This window comes from Chromobacterium rhizoryzae (assembly GCF_020544465.1).
Classification (GTDB): domain Bacteria; phylum Pseudomonadota; class Gammaproteobacteria; order Burkholderiales; family Chromobacteriaceae; genus Chromobacterium.
In genome coordinates, this window is the sequence record NZ_CP066126.1 from 1,376,329 (window position 1) to 1,398,740 (window position 22,412).

The following is a 22,412-nucleotide window of genomic DNA, read 5'->3' on the forward strand; positions in this document are numbered from 1 at the left end:
ATGACATAAGCGCTATTGTGGCGAAGAGGCGGGAAGTCACAAATAGGAAAAGCCTTAAAAATCCAGGCGTTTGCTTGGTCGATGCGGAGGGCTTGGAAGAGTGGGCGGCCTGGGCCGCCCGGGCGGAAGAGGAGAGGGAGGGCTCAGGCAAAATCCTGGCACACATCCACCCAGTCGGCCTGGGTGATGTGGTGCAGCTGCTGCGGTGATAGCCGCACCGCGCTGTGGACGGCGCCGGCGGCAGGCAGCACTTCGTCGTAGGCTTGCAGCGACACATCCAGATAGACGGGCAGCTCGGTGGCGAGGCCGAATGGGCAGACGCCGCCCACCGGGTGGCCGGTGATGGCCTCCACCTCGTCCGGCGGCAGCATCTTGCCCTTGCCGAAGGCGTCCTTGAACTTGCGGTTGTCGATGCGGGCGTCGCCGCGCGCCACCAGGATCACGTCGCGGCCGTCGTTCAGGCGGAAGGCCAGGGTCTTGGCGATGCGGCCGGGCTCCACGTCGTGGGCGGCGGCGGCTTCCGCCACGGTGGCGGTGCTGACTTCCAGTTCTATGATGGGGATGTCCAGCTGACGGGCGGCGAAAAACGCCTGGACGGACGCTAAGCTCATGTCTGGCCTCGAAGCGAAGGGTGGAGCGTTTCATTATTCCGCCCCATCCTTTGCTTGTGAAGCGTTTTTGCTTCAGTTCTGCCGGGTGATGTCGCTGAGCTTATCGGCGATATCCTGCGAGGTGGCGGCCTGTTCTTCCGAGGCGTTGGCGATTTCCACCACGAAATTGCGCATGGTGTTGATCTCGCCAACGATGGTTTGCAGGGCGCCCTCGGCGCGCTGGAAGTCGTTTTCCGTGGTTTGAACCTGTTCGCGGCCCTGTTCGATGGCGCGCACGTTTTGCTGCACCTCGCCCTGGATCGCGCGGATCATGTCGCCGATTTCCTGGGTGGCCTTGGTGGTGCGTTCCGCCAGCTTGCGCACTTCGTCCGCCACCACGGCGAAGCCGCGGCCCATCTCGCCGGCGCGCGCCGCCTCGATCGCCGCGTTCAAGGCCAGGAGATTGGTCTGATCGGCGATGTCCTTGATCACGTTGACGATGTGGCCGATGGCTTCCGAGCGCTGGCCCAGCGAGACCAGGCTGTCCGCGGTCTGGCGCACCATGGCGCCCACCTGCTGCATGCCCTGATTGGTGTCGCTGACGATGGCCATGCTCTTTTTGGCCTCGCCCAGCATCAGCTCTGAGGATTCGGAGGCGGCGGCGGTTTGCACCGCCACGTTCTGGATGGTGGCGCTCATCGCCTGCATGTTTTCGGACAACTCGTTGATGCGGACCTCCAGGAAGTCGCGGCGCTGATTGCCCTGGTCCTGCAATTGCTGGGCGAGCATTTCGGCGGAGACGTCCTGAAAGCTGGCCATGAAGCACAGCAGTTGATCGGGGTGGGCGGAGTCCCAGATCGGAAACACCTTGGTCTTGAACATGACTTCGCCCACCGGAATCATCGCGATATGCTGGTCTATCTTGCGGCTGGTGTAGGATCCCATGAAGATCTAGATTTTTCCCACTTTTCTAGATTTTTGGGATTTCACACACAGCCTACGCTGTGAGAAGGATGGCCTCCAAGTTGGGGGCCATTTTTTCTAGGACTAAATCGTGGTAGTAGCTGCTCTTCGGCCATAGCTGCTACTCAAGCCAAGAACAGTAAAGTGGGTCACGGGAGGAGGTCGAGGTCACCGTTTATGTGTTTAGAAGGTATAGGGCGATTCATCCTAGCCGTCCATGATAGCAATCGCCGAGTATCATTACCGCGCCCTCGATCAAGCCAGCATGGGATGGTGGAAGCGATAGGTCCTGCCACGTTCGTTTAACACGCTCAGGCGACCTAAGGCCTCCGAATCTCCTAATCCCGCTCGCCGCAGTGCACCATACAACAGGTAAAACTCGGTTTCGAGGTCACCCGCGAAGATCCCTGGGTCGTCAGAGCCGAGGCACACCATGATCTCCGGGTCGCCTTCTTCGACGTATCCTGGAACTCGCATCCAGCGCAGCGAGTGGTGCTCGTCAATGTTGTGGTACTGACTAATACGGACATTACTTGAAGGCATAGTCTCGATGAGGACTCCACGATCGGCCACATGCTGCATGAGAGCCTGCTGCAATTGGACGTAGGTTGGTGCATCTAGGAAGTGAGCCTCCTTGGCGATCAGTTCGTCCGAGCACGCTTGCACACTCTCGTCGCTCAACCACCTCCATAGTAATCCGACGGGTTGAGGTTGGCTCTGGCACGCTGACCAGACCAGTTCTGTCTCCTCTCGCCAAAGTTCGCTCAAGGACATGTGGTGCGAGTTTCCCTCTCCCGTTTGCTGTCGCATCAGGTCGTAGCGACTTAACCCTCTAAGCGCCATCGCGCGCTCCACATCACGAGCCGCCAGCGAGCGCCCGAAAATCTGTTCAGCAACTTCCTCCAGTTCTCGTTGGAGCCGGAAAGCACACGCCTGGGTCCCTGGCCTATCCCGCAGAAGTTGCCACGCGGCCAGCACACCCAGCATCCACTCGCCACGGGACAGAATGATCGTGGCCGGCATCCGCTCGAGCCACAGGCTTGGTCGGATTCCCATGACCGTGCCGTGCCCGATGCGGTCGCCGTCGCGCAGATCCAGCAGGGTCAATGCTTCCCACATAGTAGCGATCCCCGACAGCAGGTGACGAAAATCCTCTCCTGCATGGTAAGTGTGTCGGGTCAGGCCTGCTCGCCGGCAGACACGGAAAATAGAGGCGAATACATCTGGTGGCGCATGCAGTTCGTTAGCAGCGGCATCAATGCCCCGTACCCAGGTCTGGAGTCGAGGCCACCGGGCGAGCACCGAAAGCATTACGCCCGTCATCCGACGCAACTGAAGATCGAGCGGGTAGTGGCGGAAAGGGCCCGCTTGGTGCATCTGCGCTGGAGGCCAAGGCTGTTTGATGAAGTGTGCCACAAGCGTTAGGCGGTGGATGCTTCGGTGCCGAATGATCGGCCACTGGAAATATCGATCCAGCTCGGCCAATAAAGCTGAGAGGGTGCGGGGAGGCCTGCCGTGCGAGCGCCCGATGTCTGCAGTGTCACTCAGGTATTTGAGGTAGCCGCCCAGGATGGCCTTAAAGAGCTTGTAAGCCTTCACTGGGGTATCCTTGGGTGCGAAGCGACCCTCCAGATACCCGACCGTGCTGGTCGCCGACCGGGGCCCATGCATCGCGTGGAAGCGCGTTCGATAGTCCCGTTCTGCAGGCTCGCGGAGTTCCGTTAGAGTGAACTTCTGGAACTGGTCAAAGCCGTACTGTGCCTCGCTCTGGACGAGCAATCGATAGTATTCGTTCGACAGTAGCAAGTAGGCGTGAAACATGCGGGTCAGCTGCACGCTCGGCCGTTGCAGGAGCCTAGAGACGAGACCGGCCATCCAAGTAAGTTCGTCTTCGATATCAGGTTCGTTTCGCCACGATGGAGCCGGCTCTCGCAGGCCTATAGACCATTCGTCGTTGCCTGCGGAGGACAAGTATTGACAAGATGTGGGCAGGAGCACTTTCGGTGTGATCATGTCTTTAGCGGCACCGACGAGCCATGCTCGAAGACGGCTCGCGGTCCGCAGGTGCTGATAGAAGACCTGCGGCGTCAGCTCGGGATTCGCCTGCCCGACCAGTTCGCGAATACGTCCGGAGTGTTTGCCACGGGTCCACGCGTCGACGAACTCTCGGGCCTCCGTGTGTGGATTGCGGATCGCGCGCAGCCAGCAGATCTCGGCATGTGTGCTGCCGTTCAGATGTAAATGCGTCTCATGTAGTCCTTCCCGTTCCACATAGTCGGCGACTGGTGCCTCCTCCGGCCGGAGCAGGGGCAGGATCTGACGTCGCCACGGGGAGGCCCCGCTATCGAACGAGACTGGTTGCAAGCGGGAGGAGCCGACCAGGGTGTACCGCCCGACACCAAGGGACACGTCTGCCGTGGCCTGGATCGGGAGCAAAGAGACCCGACTGGCCACGCCCTGCAGCCAGGAGCCAAAGAGATCGCGACGGATGCGCACCTCTCCATGCCGCAACTCCAGGAATTCGTCGATGAGGGCATTTATCGCAGTGAGCAGGGTCCCTTGGTCAGGCTGCTGACGGGCAGTCAGGAACCTCCACGCCGAATCGAACACATGATCCGGGAAACGTGCCGCCCAGGGCTGATAGGCGAGATAGGTCGGCTCCCGCAACTCGGACCATTCCAGTGGGTGAGTGAAGGGCGTCTCCCAGGAGCGTCGCAGGACTCGGTGGTCCGACAGCAGCAAGGCCGAGAGGAGCGAGCCGATAGATGCGGCCTGGGTGCTCATTCTGCGGGGGCCTCACCAGCGTCGCGTGGCTCCATAGTGTTGGGTGCGGTTGATTGCGAACGAGTTCGCGTCTGTCCCGCTATAGAGACCTTCTTCATATGCCCAGCTAGCGCCTTGGGGCGCAGTAGCGCTTCAATTGAAGCCGTCTCCATATTCTCGGGAAACAACTGCTTCAGCGTGTCGGCGTAGCCCAAGTGGACATCGAGTAGTCCCAGGAGCAGCGGGCATGTTGCCACTATCGATGTCATAGGAAAATCGCGTCGTTGCGGCTGCATAGACTTGAGCTTGTCGACAAACCAAGAGGCCGAAGTTCGAGGATTGTTTCTGTCTACACGCAAATCTACGGTCGAAATGCTGGACGAGCCCGGGAGGTGATGCTCCGCCTCCTCGACCAGGAAGGCATTGATGACGCAGAGCGCAAAGATCTCCATCACTTCGCCGAAGTCAGCGTGAGGTCTCAACTCCTCGGAGGCCTTCTGTAGGCTGAAGAAGAGTCGTGTCCAGACTTTGCCGAGAAAAATGGCAGATGGAGAGGTCGCCTCAGCCAACTGCAGCGCATTTCGACGCCAGGCATCAATGTCCTCCCACAGCTTCTCTTGCTTAGAAGGTTCACTTCCAGGTTTTGCAGGTTTTGATGCCTCCACGTCTCCCAAATCCGCGGTGCTTCCTTGAGGCGACCAGTTGGGGGCAGTCACAGTCAACGATGGATACGCACGTTCGAAGATTATGCGAGCTTCCTGATCACTTTCCGAATCCGCGGAAAGCAGCTTCTCGATGAGGCCAACGAGCGTGAAGATGGACCCATACGTGCGAGTGCCGGTGTTACTCGCAACGTCGACCATACTCAGCGCAAAGACAGGTAGCCGCTGGATCGCACTGGTTTCGACAGCAAGTCGGATCGCGGTTCGAGCCGTGTGCTCCGACTTACGCCCTTTCCGATTCAATCCGACAACGCCGGGGAGCACGACGCGGGCCTTAGGATTGATACTGTAAGGCAGGGCGATGACTGCAGTGGCACGCCGAGCCCAGTCAAGGCTGTCTTCCCGCCGGCCGATCCCCAGATACGATTTAAATTGATAGACGCGATCTAATGAAGGGGATAGGTCTTTCTCGCCAGGATGGGTGCGGGCGAGAGAGTAGAGCGAGACACTACCGGGCCCGCGTAATAGATAGCGTAACGCCATCCCTGGCCGTTCCGCACAGAAATTGGGTACTTCTGCCGCTAGGGCTGCGAAGCTGACCCTGATGTCCTGCTCTGCTGACATTGGGCGGAGATACGGCGCAGTATCAATGTCGCCATCCAGAAGAGACAGATCGAACACAGCTTGCGCCAACGCGGGGAATTCTTGCGCAGCAATGGCGTCGGTGTCGACTGAGAACTTGTAGAGGCTGGTTAGTGCCAGGGCTTGCAGAGAGCGACAGAGCGCAGTCGATAGTTCGGCTGACCAAGATGCAGGCGCCAATGTGAGGGCTGAAGAGCCCCTCAGATACGGAGCACAGCTGGCCATGACCTGCAACACCGAGCGCAGAGGCTGTTTGAGCAGGAACTCAACATAGATAGCAACGTCGCCACTGGTTTTGACGCGCAATCCGCGCCGAACAATTGTCTGGACGACATCCTTAACATGGATCGGTTCGGTCCCCCAAGCGGGATGCGTAACCCGACAGTTCGCGCGAAGCATGACATTCCAGAGCGGCTGCAGTTGCATGCGCCTGTGGATCGGGAAGAGTTTGAGTAGGTACTGCTCTTCTAGGTGATCAATCATACGCAGGTACTGGGCTGACCGATCCCCTTGTATTGAACGGCGTTGAAGTTCTATGGCCGCCTCGCGCTTGCCAGCAACTGTCTGCGCGAAGTGCTGGCGCACGAGCAGCGAGTAGAGCTCAAGGTCACCTGTCACCAGAACCATTACGAGAGGGGCATCCAAGTATTTCCGGATACATTCCAACAGGCTGACCGCATGCGTGGAGTCCGTGTCGGCATCGTCGAATGCCAACATGAGCGCGCGTACGCCGAGGATACGGCAGGCCGTGGAAAACAGACAGTGCAGCTTCGTTCGCAGGTTCGTACTATCGCCGGCACGTTCCAGTCCCCATTCGAGGAACAGATCCGGGTCCAAATCGTTAAGAGGGTGGTAGTCCTTGGCGAACATGCTCAGGCCTCCGGCGACTCCCTTGAAAGTGCGGTGCCATTCTTCTCGTAGCTGTTCGTCTTGCGATCGGCACTGCGCTTTGAGAGCGTCGTCAACCCGCTTGCGAAGTTGTTGCAGTATCACAAGAAGGATAATCTCGCTGCGCTCAATGCGACTTGGATCGATCAGGTTGATGAAAGCAAGATGGCCATTCACCTGGGCGTCGTTCTCAAGGGCGACTTTTACCGAGCTAAGGAATGTCGACTTGCCCGCACCTCGTGTCCCATCCAGGAACTGTGTCCAGCCACTACCAGGGTCATACCTTGAGGCCGCTTCTGCGGTATCTAAGGTCTTGAGGTGTTTGATAACCTGATCTCGAAGGCGCTCGTAGTTCTCTCTGTGTACGAGTTGGTCGATCGATAGCGCTTTGGCACTGTCCCCATGCTCGAGACGAATAAGTACTTCTGAGGATTTCTCTGGGGCGGCTGTGGGTTGGATCAATGGGTATCTCCCGAGGTTTCAATCATGGGAGCCACTCCATACTTTCTCGACAGGCAGGTGCGGCCTGTTGGACTGTGCCGGGTTTGGTTGGGGTCCCAATCTTATGATTTTAGCATGACAGAATGATCATGGCCTATCCTGCTCATATGGAAAATGTGAGATAAGGCTGCCTCCGTCAAATTCACGGCAAAGAGCATACGACGGCTTTGGCCGACGATCTGCCTTCGTCCTTTTCGAACCATCAGCAAGTTGGGTAAAGCTGTCCTCTGAAAACCAGATAAAAGATGACAACTGTCGCTTGGGAAGCAGCTGGACTGACCCAGCTCCTGTAGGCAATCCTGCCCTATGCATCGATTGCTGCCATAGCCTGAGAGTAATAGTTCACGATCAAGGCACCACTCGCTTTTCTGCGATCTCTCCCGAGATCATCGCCTTTCACCTTGTCATACATAGTGATTATGAGTTAAAAAAGACAATGGAATAATTTGGGCCTTTGGCAATGAGCGATTTGCACTACCACGGCTTTGGCGGTAACTGGACGGTGATCAAGCTGGAAATGCTGCAGCGCTACCTGGAGGCGTTTAACACCGCCCTGCAGGACAAGCCACTGCCTCGCTCGCCATTTAGGCGGGTGTTCATAGACGCCTTCGCCGGCACCGGCGAGTGCGCGATCAATCTTGATGGAAAAACCGTTCGGATCAGTGGCTCTGCCGAGCGAGCTCTCGAGGTCCAACCTGGCTTTGACGATTATTACTTCATCGATATCAAAGCCAAGCATGTCAAAGCACTCAACAAGCTGGCGCAGGCCTATCCTGGTAAACGAGTCGAGGTGTTGGCCGGGGACGGCAATGCTCGAGTCAGTGAGTTACTCCGGAAGATCAGTTGGAAGGATAGTCGCGCCGTCATGTTTCTGGATCCCTATGGAATGGCGGTGCGCTGGGAGACCTTGCAACAGATCGCGGCCACCAGTGCCATTGACCTCTGGTATCTATTCCCACTCAACGCCGTGTGCCGGCAGGCAGCGAATCAGTTCGACAAGGTCGATGCCAGCAAGTCAGAAGCACTGACACGCTTGTTCGGCACGACTGATTGGATGAAGGACTTTTACCGGGATACCGATCAAACTGACTTATTCGCGGCAGAAGAGACTGCAACAAAACGGCAACGGGTGCTCAGCCAAGACGAGATTCTGGCGTACATGCAACGACAGTTACATACCATCTTTCCGGTTGTGCTGGACCCAATCAAGCTACCAGATCAAGGGTCTCCCATATTTGCCTTGTTTTTTGCATCAGCCAACTCCAGCCCGAGTGCCGTTAAGCTCACCAAACGTATTGCCGGCCATCTGTTGAACATGCAGTTGACCGGGAAGCTAAAAACAAAGTCACTGCGTACTGGGCCAGTGATTGCCTCGGAAGGTTTATTTGGCTAGTTTCTGGCACAAATTGGCTTTGTCATCTGTGCGAAGATTTGCCTTTAGATCAGCCGTATCTGAGGGGAAAACTCAATCACATCATCCAGGTGATAATGTTTGGAATGTTGCCGCTTCCTGCCATCGGCACTGGTGATGATCACGTCGTTTGAGTGGTGTAGCAGCTTGGCCGCCTCGAGGAAATGTTGAGTTGAACCAGGTGACTGGCTAGCACAGGCATATACGAGTTGACCAAGCGGGATCGGTTGTCGCAACTCGGCCAATTGGTGGCCGAAATGTTCACGTAATCCGTCCACACATACGACCCGGGAAGTGTTGCCAAAGTCGAAGGTGTCTTGGCCTGTGTAAGTCTGATCCCGATTGGCATCGTAACCCTGGATGAATACTCCTGGCTCCAGCTCATGACCAAACTCTGTAGCATGCTGCCAGTGCAGATCCTTCATCACCTCATGAGCCTTGTAGTGTTTGGAGAGGTGGATTAGCCAATAGTCCCACTTATTCAGACCATGCGGCTTCACAAAGAAAAGCGTCGCATAGTGGGCGCCGGTTTCTTGTCGAATGCCGTGGGCGATATAGCGCTGTAGGGTGCGACGCCAAGTCTGTTGTTCTTCGGCCTTAATTTGCTTGATATCTTCCCAGGGAATGTACTTGTCTAGGCCGACATGCTCAACCGGCTTCCTGTTAGCCGCCCGATCCGACAAGAAGGTAATCATCGCGCCGACATTAAAGGTCAGGATCACTTCTGCACTCTTTAGAGAGTGCAAGATCTGCTTGATATAGGGCAGTGGCAAATCGTAGTAGTTGTACTGGTCGAGCACAAAAATAGCCCGCTCCCCCATCTTGCGTCGCCGGATTGTGTCAATCAGCCGTGGTAACTCTTTGAGAAAGTCACCACATTGTATCCTGGCACGCTGAGCATCATGGAAAGGTATGATTCCCTCTTCTGTGCGGCCATTCAGCCAATAACGTAGGTACTCGACAGTATCGGGGCAGATATCAATGAACTCATAATCGGCGCTGATATCACGGGGAATGGTCCGATCGAGATTGAGATGTGCGCGCGCTTCTTGCACGGCCCTCATCATCAGCAGAGGGGAGCCATCGACAGGTAGACCTCCCTCGTCCAGATAACAGCCACCGCCAGAGAAACCATCTACCAAGGTTAGTTGTAGCTTGGGGATGCTGGCGCGTTTCATCAGTGTCATGATGTAGTCGCGCACATAGGACTGAATGATCTTGTGTTTAACCGCGCTGTGTTGTTGCAGCACTGGAAGCGGGGCTCCCAATTTCCACAAATACTTGGTATTGGCTGTCATCCAGTTCTGGTTTCTCGGTCTTAGATTCGTTGTTCTACATCCGGCATCTGGTCCCACGTGCGGCCATGTAGTTCACGACCGTTGTACTTCTTAGCACGTTTCACGCCATCGGCACCCCAGCCACCCCACTGCTTGAAAAAGAACGCAACACCGGCGTCTTCGCATTGGCCACGAATCGAGTCGACCCAGTCGATTTTCATCGGCCGTGCTTTAGGCCCGGATTCCCCACCCACGATTACCCAATGGATGTTGGTTAGATCCAGCGCGCCGACATCCTCAAGCAGCGGTTCAACGGAGAGGAAGCGGATTGCTGCGTCGACACGGCGAAGGTGATCAATGCGCGGTACGCCGTATTTGCGATCCTCAACCGACACGCCTAACCAAGCATTGCTTGGAGCGGTTTTACCGGTAAAGAACGCCTCCAGACGATCTGCCCGTTTGGTCAGGATCTGGAATGTATGCCAGTGGGCGCGTTCGATAACGTCAAAGACCTTAGCCACATAGTCGAACGGCACGTCTTCATGAAACAGATCCGACATTGAGTTCACGAAGTAGGTGGTCGACGTTTTACGCTTCAGTGGGTCATCCAAGCGTTGTGGCAACAGCGTCAATTCGAAACCGTTCTCGTAGCCGGGAGTCTTCATCGCTTGTAATCGACCAGCCATACCCTCTGCGTAGCAGTGCTTGCACCCCGGGGAAATCTTGGTGCACCCCACTGTCGGGTTCCAAGTTCGCTCAGTCCACTCTATTTTGCTTACCGTTGTCATAATTGCACCTCATTATCGCGATTTTGTAACTCTCTCTGCAACTTGGCAATCGCCAACTCCAGTATTTCTGCCTGACCTAGCCTCAAGGTCTTTCTGAGCTCCGCTAGGTTCTGCATAGCTTCTCCCGGTAACCATGTCTGTAGACGTGCAAAACCTTCTTTGCGCCGGCGCTTGCGATATCCATCCTGGGCTGTGGCCAGTTGCTGCTTTCGAGTTTTTGTCATGTGCTGCACTCGTTGATTACACTGTAATCATACGTGAATTATGCCAAATGGAATATAAATTGCTGATGTTCATGAATTTTCTAAGTCGCTACGAAGGGAATTGCAACAGGTCACATCGATCTGTGGGCTGTTAATTGCTTAGCTTCTCAAGGCCGTCTTGAACCCAGTGTGACTCACGAGGCATCTAGGCTGCTATATTCCCAAATGACACAGTTCTTAGTGTCTTAAGCACCTCGTTTGACACGTAGGTTTGGTTTTAGGGTTCTGCTATGGTATTTTTGAATCAGTTTCTGTCGTTAAGTCAATGATTTTTCTAAGGAAATTATGATGTCTGACTGCCGGGTTAGAGTGATCTCTGTTCATGTTACGATTCAAATGGCTGATAGAATCGATCAAATGGCAAGTCGCCTGGAACGTTCTCCGGAGTGGATCATGAAACAGGCGCTATCTGCTTGGATAGAAGGAGAAGAAAAGCGCGAACGCCTTACTCAAGAAGCGCTTACCGATGTCGATCTTGGTCAGGTTATCAGCGACCAAGCCGTAAATGCCTGGGTGGAAAGCCTAGGGGCAGAAAATTCGGTTCTATTACCGAGGAAAGTGGATCAGTAGAACCCTTTCTAAATTCATAGGACGATACAAGTTGCGTGCACAGGTGCATGGAGGTCTGTCACTTGAGCCGAACTGGCATATCTGCAGTACTTGACCTTCCGGCCGAGTGGTCGAGCACTCGGCTTGCAAGGATACAAACCATGAAAAGCCTGAACCAGCCGCCCTTGTGGAGGCGTCCTCCTCCTAGGCCTATGACGCTTATGTACGCCAAGCAGTCCATGCAGCCATAGATGACCCCGCTCCTAGTGTGCCGAATGAAGAGGCAGAAATTTATTTCGCCAAAAAGCGCGCAGAGCTACTAAGACGATTGGCTGAAGTGTAGAAGTTCAGACCTGATCTGACAGTCTCCCGTTTTGACGGTGCCTGGCTGTCAGATCAATTCAAGTTGTCTACCTTCTCCCTCCATTCCCGTTTGCCATCAATAAAGGTTTGTACGGGCGTGCGGCCGCAGCACATCTTGCCTTGGTGGGTGCGTTCCTGATTGTAGTAGACCAACCAAGCATCCAGATCGGCCTGTAGCTCGTCAAGTTCCAGATAGACCTTTTTGCGGAATGCCACCTGGTAAAACTCCTGCAAGATCGTTTTGTGGAAGCGTTCGCAGATGCCGTTTGTCTGCGGATGCCGCGCACGGGTCTTGGTGTGCTCTATATCATTCACCGCCAAGCACAGCTGGTAATCATGGGTTTCCGGCTTGCCGCAATACTCGGTTCCGCGATCTGTCAGCATACGCAATACCCCCATCCCATGCTCGGCAAAGAACGGCAACACCCGGTCATTGAGCAAATCCGCCGCAGTGATCGGCGTTTTGGTGGTGTAGAGCTTGGCAAATGCCACCTTGCTGTAGGTATCGACAAAGGTTTGCTGGTAAATCCGCCTGGCACCTTTGATCGTGCCCACATAGAAGGTGTCCTGCGAGCCTAGATAGCCCGGATGCGCTGTTTCAATCTCGCCATGCGCGACATCATCTTCTTGTTTGCGCTCCAGTGCCGCGATCTGCGCATCGGTGAGCACGATGGCTTGTTCAGCTACCAGATGTTCCAGAGCACGTAGCCGCTGCTTGAACGATGCTAGGTCATGTCGCAGCCAGACTGAGCGCACACGAAGGGGAAACGAACACGCCGCGCTGGCGCAGTTCGTTGCTGACTTGCACTTGCCCGTGCGCAGGCTGTTCCGTTGCATAGGCAACGACGGTCGCCTCTATGGCGTCGTCTATGCGGTTCATGGGGTTGGGTGTGCGACGATTGGCATCGAACAACGCCTCGACGCCGCCATCAGCCACTGCGTTCTGGTAGCGGCGACGTCCCCCTGCCTTCAGTAGCAGGGGGCTTTAGAGTCAGATACGAGCCCTGCGAAGGTCAGCAACTAACCAATCTTGTTAAGTATTACAGGCTTGGCTTCCCGTTGAGAAGGATCAACTCTTTCGCACCAGAGCCCTACCATGATCATGTTGCAAATGGCATGATTGGCATCCGCAACCCAGCCTACGGACTACCATGACTTCAGAACATCATCTGCTCCACGCCTGCGCTCACTGTAAGGGCTCAGGTACCTGCAGTAGCGGATTGGATGGTTTCAGTTGCAAGGTCTGTGAAGCCAAGAATGAGTTAAAAAGAGGCCCTCATTACGGCCTCGCTTGTGGCACTTGTGGCGGGCTTGGGAAAACAGACACTATGACATACCGATTGAATCATCGAACTAAGCCAATTCTTTCGATGATCTTGGTGTCCATCACGACAATCTTAATAATTTTTTTTGGCATAGTACGAAACGAATACTTCCACGAAGTCCTCACCTTTTGCACTACCATTCTAGGTAGTGTTGTCGGTTACTATTTCTCCACAAAAGGCAATGGAGAGATATAAATAATTTTCGATTGTTCACTGGAAATAAATTGGAAAGAGATTTTAGATATATTCGTGAATTACTTGCGGAGTTCTTTAATGGTAAGCAAGTCCAGAATGGGCTCAAACTGATTAAGGCTAATGAGATAGCTGGTTGGGAAATATGGCTTCAAATAGAATTTGCTAGATTTCTATCCACTCATAACTCTGAACCGGAATGGTGGCGTGAGGTGCCTTTGGGGTATGATCTGCGCCGCGAAAAAGAGAGATCATTTCTCAAGCCTGATTTTCTCATCAGAAAAAAGGGATGGAAAATAGGCTCTTACGCAGTGCTTGAAATTAAACAGCATCCTGATGTCGGGAACTGTATGAGCAACATGATGCGAGACATGGTGAAGGTGTCTAAAATGCGTCAATCAGCACTTGAGATGCGTACGTACTGGGCGTTGGGCATATTTGAGGTGGAAGAGCCAGAGGTTATTAGGGAAATACTTTTCAATAAAGCTGATGAATACAATGTTCCGGTGAGTACAGCATACCACCTCATTGAGAAAATACCTAAAACGCCTTATTGCTATCTTCTATTTTAAAAGCTTTGCTTTATTAGCTTTTTGCCAGTAAGTCATTATCTAACCTCCTGTGTTATCTGTTTTTGTGTTGCCTGAATTTATAAGTCTTTATAGCTAATTTTTCTGGAGGCACAAAAAAGTATAACGCTTCGCTGGTCAGTTTTTGTGGTATGCACGGCAAGCGCCATGCTTCAGATAAATCTTTTAGGATACGGATAAGGAGTAAGATGGCTACGGTGCTCATGCATTTGCATTGTACGCATATTGTTATTGCCCAAGTTTAAAGCATGGGAAATGTAAACTATGAAGTTGTACGAAAACATTGTCATCGGGAATTTTTTATTTGGCTTGGGATTCTCAATACGAGCCAAGCGCAATGAAGGCACTGTAGGCTGCGCCATTAATCTTCTACAACAAACACCTGCAGACCACCTGTTAGGTGACTTGATGGTTGAGTTTCCAGGTGTCTTACGTCTTATAGAGTTCAAAACAGCTGAAAATCATTCAAATAAAGAAAAGAGAAGGCACCAAATGCTCAGTGTCGCAGTACAGGGGACACCTATGGAATCCGTCTCACGTTCCATTCACTGGTATATAGAAACAGCAGCAGAGAAAAAATCCCTAATTGCACGAATCATCCCATATTTGGATGCCTTCAACGATAACGCATATGAACATCGCTTGGAAAGCTTCATAGAATCAATTGCTGATGAGGTCATGAATCCGCCAGCTCACCTATCCAAGGAGGATATAGCCGAGTACTTGGCGTGGGTGCGCAGAACGAATGGAAATGGAACTGTCGGTACCGGTTGTCTTTTATTAGTAGCCCAGGCGGATGGGACATTACACTATGCCCCCATGGAGGATTTGATTGAGTTGCGTTTACAGCATCGGAATTGGATAGACCTGCATATGGGACGAACAGAAAGAGACCTGAAACATCAACTTTCACATGCGAAGCTACGACAGAAAGAAATAGAACGAGATGGACCTAGCTTTGGACATTAAAGATGAATAACACAAATGTTGATGATCGTATCCAGAGCCAGATGGATGTTGTCCAAAAAATACTCGAGGCCACTTATAACGATCAACAGGCTACGGAAAAAGCAATATCTGACCTAAATCTGTTGCGTCAACAGGTAGATCAACGAATCAATTTCCTGAAGTGGGATATAACTGAGGCGATCGAAAGCTCAGCAGAAAAAACTGCAAGCAAAGCCGCAGATCTTCTCGCGAGTAAGTTTGCTGACGCAGATAAGGCTGCACAAAGTGCAAAAAAACGTTATGAGAGCTCCGCCAGGCATCTTGGATGGAAGCTATTTGCTATGTGGGCTCTGGTGCAACTGATTCTTCTTGGCTGCGCTTATTGGATGTTTCAACGTACTATTCCTTCAAAAGTAGAGATTGAGAGTCGTAGGCAAATTGTTGAATCTCTGCGGCAGGATCTGGCTCAGATTGAAAAGGAAACCGATGCTATGAAACGGCGTCAGGCTAAATTAATTAAATTTGAAAAGTGCCAGCAAAATGATGGTACGATTGTAGCTTGTATCCAAATTGACAACACTGAAGCTTGGACGGGCAAGAATGGTGAGTCCTATCGACGTCCAATACGGTAATCATGAACAGGGTGTGTATGCAATAAGGTTATGGCTGCTCGCATTCGGTTGTATCTACCGCATTGATGTGAGGTCTAACATCTATTGTGTCTTCGTGTGCCCTACAGTTTTCTCTAGAGCATGAGGTTTGGTGAACTATTGCTCATACATAATCTGTATGGCTTCACGCATAAAATCACTCTTCTCTGACAGCGTTGCTAAGTACGTTGGTAGCTTGTAAAGCCAAGCTATGACTAATTCCTCAAGATACCCGGGAGATATAGTAGGCATATCCAATATTCTCTGGTTCATTTTCTCATGATATTCTCTGCAAAAGCTATTCAAAGCATCTGGATTCATGGGGTTTTTTGTCTGTGTCTCGCACCAACAAAGGTAACCTTTCACAAGTGCGGCCTTCCGCACCTCTGGAACGTGCCTCTGTGACATGGTTGGGTCTAAATGCTGGCTAATATAGGGAGATTCACGCGCGTAGCGGCGACAAGCCAAAGCTAAGTCGCGTAGAAAGCGTGGTGTAACCTCTTCAATACCATGAACAGTCTCAACCTGCTCATAATCTGGATCGCCTCCGTTGTAGAGGCGGCAAAACTCTTTCAAAGCACCCTTTTCACTCAGATCTCCTTGCGATTCCTGTAGCCAGGACTCGAAATCTAACAAGAGCTCCACCTTCTGCCGTTCTGTTGGCAACCTCCCATCTCTTAGTGCCTTCTCACCCAATGAGTTCTCCAACCGGTAGGCAATCTCGGCATTCAGCGAGCGACCAGACTCATCTGCCTGCTGTTTCAGTTGCTCGTACACACGCATCGGGAGGCGCAACTGCGTACGGTAGAGTTTTTCAGTCATATTCGCTCCGCGATTTAGGCAAAAATATAATGTCAATTTGACACTACATTTTTATTTTTTCAATGCCTAATTGGCATCAAAATATAACTATGCCACTATTAAATTTACCTCCCCAATTCGTCCGGAGCCATTCATGCCTCATGTCGAAACCGAAATCTATCGCTCCCAATACAGGCTTCCCAAAACGATTGCGGAGTGGCTAAAGGCAGAAGCGGCTGCGAACTTCCGCAGCGTCAACGCCGAGCTGTTGGCAATTTTGCATGAGGCAATGCAACGGAGATCTGCCGTGGAGATGCCCTTGAAAAAATCGCAGAGCAGATGAGGAGAAAGTAATGCATGCACAAGGCCTGTTTAGCCTGAGTACAGATGGAAGGAGGGTAGAAATGTAAAAGGGTAACCTGACGGCTACCCCTTTGATGCAAAAGACGAATCTTTTGCCCTAGACAAGCTCAGTATCGTCTCGCGCATCCAAGTGGTCAAGCCAATTCCCCCTGTTTTCGGCCAAAAACGGTCAGTTTCCAACTGAACGGCGGATTTTAACGTCCATTTTTGGCCAACTTTCCAACAGATGCGTGGCTGCGCAGGGAGAGTTCTTGCCGGCGCAGCCGGGAGAATACGATGCGAGTACGACGAGTCGTCACCCGTCGGGGACGCCACATCCGTGGCTATTTCCCCTCCAAAAAAATGAAGCGGATGGTGGCATGGGAGTCGCTGCTGGAACGCGATGCCTTGCTGTTGCTGGAGCTATCGCCCGGCGTGGTGGCCTACCAGGAGCAGCCCGAAGAATTGGCTTACTGGGACGGGGAGGCCATGCGCACCTATATCCCGGATCTGCGGGCCTCGCTGCGCGATGAACGGGCGCTGCTCATTGAGATCAAGCCCTCATCCGAACTAAGCCGCCCTCAGGTCAAAGCGAAATACCGCCAGATTGCCGAACAGCTGTTGGCACAAGGTCTGGACTATCGGCTACTGACTGAAGAAGAAATCCGGCAGGAACCGCAGTTCAGCACCCTGCAAACACTGCTGTATCACTACAACCATCCCGCGAGCCCCCTCCCAACCCGCCGCCAGCTTGCTGCGGCCTTCTATTTGACCGAATCCATCCCCTTGGCGCAATGCCTGGAGCAGTTCGGTTCAGACGTCACCGACACCCTGATCGCGCAAGCCCAGCTCTATGTCGACCTGACACAGCCCCTCGCGCCGGCCACCCTCGTTCAACTATCTGCGGGAGAGCGCCATGCAACGATTTACTTTTAAACGCGGCCTGGGCTTCCTGCAGGGACAGACTCGCTGGGAGCTGGACCGCCGGCTAGCCAGCGGCAAGCTGCAACTGCTCTCAGACGAAGGTGAGGTTCTGACGCTGACCTCCGCGGTAATCCTGCAACGCTGGCAGTCGCAGGAGTGGATCATCGACGAAGAGTCATTGGCCAACCTCGGCGAGGCGATCTATCTCGTGACGCCGCGCGATCTATCAACCTATCCGCTCAAAATCCAGGCCATCGTTCGGCGCCGCCTGCATTATCTGCAGAGCATCGATCCGGACCACACACCGTACAACGTGCAGCTCTGGCAGGCACGTATTGATCAACTTGCCAGCGAGATTGGAGACCCTTACCCGCCTTGCGCATCGACCGTATCGGACTGGTGGCGGCGCTACCGGAGCACCCGCTCGATTCTGAAACTGATTCCCTGGAATCGACCAGAGTCCATTCACCAGACCAAACCGGGCTATCAGTTGTTCGAGCAGGTCATCGCCGAGGTCTATCTCACCGATAACAAACTGCCGAAAGTGGCGGTCTACCAGCGGATGAAGGCACGTACTGATGCCATCAATCAGACGTTGTCCCCTCATGAGCAGTTGAAATGCCCCGGCCGCACCACGGTATTCCGCTGGCTGGAGGCTCTACAGCAGGATCTGGTCGATCTGGCCCGCGAAGGCGCCGAAGCCGCCCGCATGAAATACCGCGTCGCGATCGGCCGTGTGAAGACCCAGGCCATCCTGGAACGGATCGAGATCGACCACACGCCGTTAGACCTCATCATCATCGACCTGGTGACAGGACTGGCATTGGGCCGGCCGTGGATTACCGTGGCGATCGACCAATACTCCCGGATGATCGTCGGCTTCTATATCAGCATTGGCGCACCCTCCGCCAACTCGCTGCTGCAGTGCCTACGACGGGCCATCCTGCCCAAGGAGGATCTGCTCAGTCAGTGGGCTGATATCAATAACCCTTGGCCAGCCTATGGCATCCCGCAGTTGGTCGCTGTCGACAATGGCCCTGATCTGCATAGCACCGGCTTTGAACAGGCCTGCCTGGAAATGAGCATTGTGATGCTGTTCTGCGGCTCGAAGGTATCGTGGCAAAAGGGGGCAATCGAGCGATTTATCCGCACACAAAATGTAGATCTCATCCACACCCTGCCGGGCACCACGTTTTCCAATCCGCAGGAGCGCGGCGACTACCCGGCAGAAAAACAGGCCTGCCTGGACATGGCCACGCTGACGCATTTACTGGTGCGCTGGATTGTCGATGTCTACAACGTCACGCCTCACCGCGGCATCAAAGGCCGGCCATTGGATCGTTGGCAAGAGTCCGCCAACCGGGCCCCGATTGCGCTGCCCACCGACCCGCAACAGTTGGAGCTGATCGCCGGCATTCCGGCAAGCCGGACGTTGTTCCACTACGGCATTGAGTTCGAGGGCCTGCATTACAACGACCACCACGTGCAACTGATCCGCCGGCGTTTCGGCAAAAACATCCCTGTGGAGATCAAAACCTACGAGGATGATGTCGGCCACATTCATGTGCTGGATCCGGACAGTAAGACGTATCTGCGCGTTCCGGCGCGGGACATGGAATACGCCGAGGGTCTACCTCGGGAAATGCACCGCACCATCCGCGCCCATGCCCGCAAACGCTTCGGCGAGCTATGCAACACCCCTGAATTGCTGGAGGCGAAACGCGAGATCCAGGAGCTAGCGCAGGCGGCGCTGCAGCACAAGAAGATGGGCTATCGAAAGTCCGGCGCGCGCCAGTTCAACCTCAACAGCGAAACGGTGCTGGAAAAGCAGGATCCGCTGGTCGCCGCCAGAAAACCCGTCAAAACCCGCAAAACTCCTTTGCCGGAGTCATTGCCTGACGGATTGCAGGATGATCTGCCGGAGCTGTCGGTATCGGCCAAGAAGGGAGGTGTGTGATGGATCCTCTCGACTTGATGCGGCAGTTCGCCCCGAACGCCGGCTACGCGTCCGACAAGGTGCTGGGCTACAAACTGCAGCTGGAACCCATATACCACCAACGCTTTCGCCACGCGCTGTTCCAGATCGCCGAACTGCATCACCGTCGCCGCGCGCATGGTGTGGGCGGCGGCGTGCTGTTGATCGGCCCCTCCGGCGCCGGCAAAAGCACCGTCCTCCGGGCGTATGAAGCGCAGTCACCACGCGGTTTTGAGATGCAGCGCACGCGGATTCCGGTCCTCATCGTACGAGTGCCGTCGTCGCCGACGGTACGCAGTCTCGCCGGCGCCATCCTGGAGGCCATGGGGGACCGGAAGTCGCACCGCGGCACTGCCCCCGAAAAAACCACTCGCCTGGTCGACTTCTTTCCGCAATGCGGTGTGGAGTTGCTGCTGATCGATGAGTTCCAGCATCTGTTCTATACCCCCAGCGCGACAGCTTTCCGGGATGTCACCGATTGGCTGAAGAACCTGCTGGAAAGTACCTGCGTGGGCATGGTGGCGTGCGGGCTGCCGGCGGCCGAACTGGTGATCCGCAGTAACGAGCAGCTGTCGCGCCGCTTCTCGCAGTGCATCCCCATGGATCCGTTCCAGCTCGACGATGAGGCGGATTTCTTGGAATACCGGGGACTGCTCAAAGGCATCGCGCCCTGCCTGCCGCTGGGCTGCGAGATTCCCTTGCATGAGGCCAACCTGGCGCGGCGCATCCACACCGCCAGCTTCGGGCTGCTCGACTACACCATCAAGCTGCTGGAGGGCGCGGTTTGCGCCGCCAACCTGGCCGGCCTCAACACGCTGTCGCTGGATGTGCTGGGTGCCGGCTTTCGCGAGCGGATCTGGAAAGACGTGCCTGACACGCTGAATCCCTTCCACCCCGAGTCGTCGCTGCGTCCCCTCACTCGCCCCGGCGAGGTGTTCTACCCGCATACCCGTAAGGACCCAGTCGGCTCGCCGGTAGCCATCAAGCTGGGCCTGCATCCAAGCAAAGGAGGCGTGACCCATGTGTGACAGCACCATCCCCCAGCAAGATGCCCCCAGCTTGCTGATCCGTCCCCACCCAACGCGAACCGAGGGGCCAATCGGCTATCTATTCCGGCTGGCCGAGGCAAACTTCATGAGCCTGCGAGACCTGGAGCAGCTTGGCATCGCCTTCACCCCTGAGGCCTTGCGACAGCAACAGCTGCTGCCCCCTGACCCGCTTTATCCGGAGCTGCACAGCCATATTCGCCACGTGGCCCAGTTGGAGCAGCATCAACCCAGCATCTGGAACCGACGCTTCGCCCGGTACTGCCCGTACTGCCTGGCGGAAGAAGCCCGATGGCGGATCGGCTGGGAGCTGCTGTATTTCGACACCTGCCCCAAGCACGGCACCTGGCTGGTGGACCATTGTTCCAGTTGCGGCGAGTCGATGACCTGGCACCGAGACAGCCTGCTCCGTTGCAATTGCGGCGCCGATCTACGTCGGGAGATCCCGGAGGGGGCGCCTGCGGCCGCCATTCTGCTGGCGGAAACGCTGGAGCAGATGCTGTTGCAGCAAGCGGTTCCACAAACGCATGGCTATCCCTTCCAAGGGCTCACCCTGGAGCAGGTACAGCGCCTAATCCGCTACCTGGGTACTTATCTGAATCCCGTCGCCACGCTCAAACCACTCAAAATCATGAATGCGGGCTTGCTGGAAGTGTCTTGGCCCATCACCTCATTGGCGGCGGAGATGCTGGTTTTCTGGCCCGACAAATTCCACGCAGCCCTCGACGCCCTGCAAACGTCCAGCGGAGATCCGCAGATCAGCCTGAATACCGTGTTTCAGGAGGCTTATCGTTACCTTTACGACGGAGGACTGCGCGATGGTGTTTACCACCCGGTTCGCGAAGCTTTCGAGCAATGGGTGACGCAGCGCTGGAAAGGTGGTGTGGCGAGACGGAATCGCCGGTTCACCATCGAGGTCCTGGAGAACATCCAGTGGATTCCTGGAAAGGCGGCGGCCGACCGACTCGGTATCTCCATGGCGCGGCTGCGCTACCTGATCCGTTCCGGGCAACTGGAAGGGCAAGAAACCATCAGCAGCAAAGGCCGCCGCTTCCTGATGGTGCGCAAAGACCGGCTGATCCAGGTGGAGGAACAACTTGCGGGGGAAATCACCATGACCAAGGCCATGGAGGTGCTGGGTCTGGGCAAGGTGCGGATGCGACGGATCCTGAAGCTGCTGTTCCCCTCCGCCCGCCGAGTCAACGACCAGCCTTTGCTGCCATGGTGCATTTCCAGCTCGGAGGTCTATCAGTTGGCCGAGTTCGGCGAGGCGCTGCCGCGGGTCTATTCTCTCGATGAAGACGAAACTTCGCTGGCCGACGTGCTGCACTATTGGCAGTGGAATGCCGACGAAGTTGTGTCGTTGGTTGAGGAGGTCCAGGCCGGCAAGCTGGCCGTCTGCGCCACCCTCATCGGCAAGACCGGGATCACGCGCTGGGTGTTCAAGCGCAAGGCCCTGCAGCAGTGGCGTGCCGGTCTCCCCACGGATCGGGCCAACTGGGTCACCATTCCGGAGTTGGCCGAAGTGCTGGGGGTGAAGCAGCAGGTGGCGTACTGGCTGACGCAGAACGATTACATCCGCTCGCACAAGCTGGGCAACCAGAAGCACCAAGGCTCCAGAGTGCGCAAAGCAGATGTCGACCGCTTCCTGCGGCAGTACATCTTCGGTACCGAGATCGCAGACCTGACTGGCCGCTCGCCCAGGAAAGTGATGAACATGCTCAAGCACTTAGCCATCTACCCGCTCCGCGGCACCAGCATCGAAGCTTGCCGCCAACTGGTATATACTCGCACCGATACGCTTACCCGATTTATCGAGAGATATCAGGTGGGGGATCCGATCAAGTGGCGGGACACGGTGCAGCGGCGGCGAAAGGCTTGGGAGAGGATCTTCCAGGAAGATGGGACGCCCGTACCGCCTCCGTCCCACTTTCGTCTAGAACCCCGTTGATCTGTCGT

The 22,412-nt window shown here is 54.9% G+C and carries 18 protein-coding genes and 1 pseudogene; 10 read left to right on the forward strand and 9 right to left on the reverse strand.

Annotation, left to right across the window (positions count from 1 at the left end; translation table 11 throughout):
* Window positions 1-143: 143 nt before the first annotated feature.
* From JC616_RS06345 to JC616_RS06360, 4 genes are all read right to left on the reverse strand, one after another.
* Window positions 144-611, reverse strand: a complete 468-nt coding sequence (locus tag JC616_RS06345) for a YbaK/EbsC family protein (RefSeq protein WP_227107289.1) — start codon at window positions 609-611, stop codon at window positions 144-146.
* Window positions 612-683: 72 nt separating this feature from the next.
* Window positions 684-1,535, reverse strand: a complete 852-nt coding sequence (locus tag JC616_RS06350) for a methyl-accepting chemotaxis protein (protein WP_227107290.1) — start codon at window positions 1,533-1,535, stop codon at window positions 684-686.
* Window positions 1,536-1,808: 273 nt separating this feature from the next.
* Window positions 1,809-4,337: an amidohydrolase family protein gene (locus JC616_RS06355; RefSeq protein WP_227107291.1), complete on the reverse strand. Its 2,529-nt coding sequence runs from the start codon at window positions 4,335-4,337 to the stop codon at window positions 1,809-1,811.
* Entirely contained in the window at window positions 4,334-6,970 is a 2,637-nt protein-coding gene (locus JC616_RS06360) for a hypothetical protein (RefSeq protein ID WP_227107292.1), read from the reverse strand. The genes JC616_RS06355 and JC616_RS06360 overlap by 4 nt, the downstream gene beginning before the upstream one ends.
* 499 nt (window positions 6,971-7,469) lie before the next feature.
* On the opposite strand from JC616_RS06360, the gene JC616_RS06365 reads away from it, so the two are divergent.
* Window positions 7,470-8,402 (forward strand): three-Cys-motif partner protein TcmP, encoded by a 933-nt coding sequence (locus JC616_RS06365; protein WP_227106089.1) that lies wholly within the window; start codon window positions 7,470-7,472, stop codon window positions 8,400-8,402.
* A gap of 44 nt (window positions 8,403-8,446) precedes the next feature.
* On the opposite strand, the gene JC616_RS06370 is transcribed toward JC616_RS06365, so the two are convergent.
* From JC616_RS06370 to JC616_RS06380, 3 genes are read right to left on the reverse strand one after another with little or no spacing between them, the layout of a single operon-like run.
* Window positions 8,447-9,718 (reverse strand): three-Cys-motif partner protein TcmP, encoded by a 1,272-nt coding sequence (locus JC616_RS06370; RefSeq protein ID WP_227107295.1) that lies wholly within the window; start codon window positions 9,716-9,718, stop codon window positions 8,447-8,449.
* 20 nt (window positions 9,719-9,738) lie between these two features.
* Entirely contained in the window at window positions 9,739-10,485 is a 747-nt protein-coding gene (locus tag JC616_RS06375; RefSeq protein WP_227107297.1) for a DUF5131 family protein, read from the reverse strand.
* Window positions 10,482-10,709: a hypothetical protein gene (locus JC616_RS06380; protein WP_227107299.1), complete on the reverse strand. Its 228-nt coding sequence runs from the start codon at window positions 10,707-10,709 to the stop codon at window positions 10,482-10,484. The genes JC616_RS06375 and JC616_RS06380 overlap by 4 nt, the downstream gene beginning before the upstream one ends.
* 327 nt (window positions 10,710-11,036) lie before the next feature.
* Between JC616_RS06380 and JC616_RS06385 the strand changes: the two genes are divergently transcribed.
* Window positions 11,037-11,318: a CopG family ribbon-helix-helix protein gene (locus JC616_RS06385; RefSeq protein ID WP_227107301.1), complete on the forward strand. Its 282-nt coding sequence runs from the start codon at window positions 11,037-11,039 to the stop codon at window positions 11,316-11,318.
* A 375-nt stretch (window positions 11,319-11,693) separates the two neighbouring features.
* On the opposite strand, the pseudogene JC616_RS06390 reads toward JC616_RS06385, so the two are convergent.
* Window positions 11,694-12,612 (reverse strand): annotated as a pseudogene (locus JC616_RS06390) (IS481 family transposase); the annotation flags it as partial.
* Window positions 12,613-13,209: 597 nt separating this feature from the next.
* Here JC616_RS06390 and JC616_RS06395 point away from each other — a divergent pair.
* The 3 genes from JC616_RS06395 (at window position 13,210) to JC616_RS06405 (ending at window position 15,347) form a co-directional block, all read left to right on the forward strand.
* Window positions 13,210-13,749, forward strand: a complete 540-nt coding sequence (locus JC616_RS06395; protein WP_227107303.1) for a hypothetical protein — start codon at window positions 13,210-13,212, stop codon at window positions 13,747-13,749.
* A gap of 282 nt (window positions 13,750-14,031) precedes the next feature.
* Window positions 14,032-14,736, forward strand: coding sequence for a hypothetical protein (locus JC616_RS06400; RefSeq protein WP_227107305.1), 705 nt, complete (start codon window positions 14,032-14,034; stop codon window positions 14,734-14,736).
* A gap of 2 nt (window positions 14,737-14,738) precedes the next feature.
* A complete protein-coding gene (locus JC616_RS06405) occupies window positions 14,739-15,347 on the forward strand; it encodes a hypothetical protein (protein ID WP_227107307.1) in 609 nt (202 codons plus the stop codon).
* Between the two features lie 135 nt (window positions 15,348-15,482).
* On the opposite strand, the gene JC616_RS06410 is transcribed toward JC616_RS06405, so the two are convergent.
* Window positions 15,483-16,187 carry an Arc family DNA-binding protein gene (locus JC616_RS06410; protein ID WP_227107308.1) on the reverse strand — a complete coding sequence of 235 codons (705 nt, stop codon included), beginning with the start codon at window positions 16,185-16,187 and terminating at the stop codon, window positions 15,483-15,485.
* Between the two features lie 133 nt (window positions 16,188-16,320).
* Between JC616_RS06410 and JC616_RS06415 the strand changes: the two genes are divergently transcribed.
* The 5 genes from JC616_RS06415 to JC616_RS06435 all read left to right on the forward strand — a co-directional run bounded on the left by JC616_RS06415 (window position 16,321) and on the right by JC616_RS06435 (window position 22,404).
* A complete protein-coding gene (locus JC616_RS06415; RefSeq protein WP_227107309.1) occupies window positions 16,321-16,509 on the forward strand; it encodes an Arc family DNA-binding protein in 189 nt (62 codons plus the stop codon).
* 296 nt (window positions 16,510-16,805) lie between these two features.
* Window positions 16,806-17,444 carry a TnsA endonuclease N-terminal domain-containing protein gene (locus tag JC616_RS06420; protein WP_227107312.1) on the forward strand — a complete coding sequence of 213 codons (639 nt, stop codon included), beginning with the start codon at window positions 16,806-16,808 and terminating at the stop codon, window positions 17,442-17,444.
* Window positions 17,425-19,389, forward strand: coding sequence for a hypothetical protein (locus tag JC616_RS06425; RefSeq protein ID WP_227107314.1), 1,965 nt, complete (start codon window positions 17,425-17,427; stop codon window positions 19,387-19,389). The genes JC616_RS06420 and JC616_RS06425 overlap by 20 nt, the downstream gene beginning before the upstream one ends.
* Complete coding sequence (locus JC616_RS06430; protein ID WP_227107316.1) at window positions 19,389-20,435, forward strand: TniB family NTP-binding protein; 1,047 nt, start codon at window positions 19,389-19,391, stop codon at window positions 20,433-20,435. The genes JC616_RS06425 and JC616_RS06430 overlap by 1 nt, the downstream gene beginning before the upstream one ends.
* Window positions 20,428-22,404 carry a helix-turn-helix domain-containing protein gene (locus tag JC616_RS06435; RefSeq protein WP_227107318.1) on the forward strand — a complete coding sequence of 659 codons (1,977 nt, stop codon included), beginning with the start codon at window positions 20,428-20,430 and terminating at the stop codon, window positions 22,402-22,404. Before JC616_RS06430 ends, JC616_RS06435 begins: the two co-directional genes overlap by 8 nt.
* The last annotated feature ends 8 nt before the right edge of the window (window positions 22,405-22,412 follow it).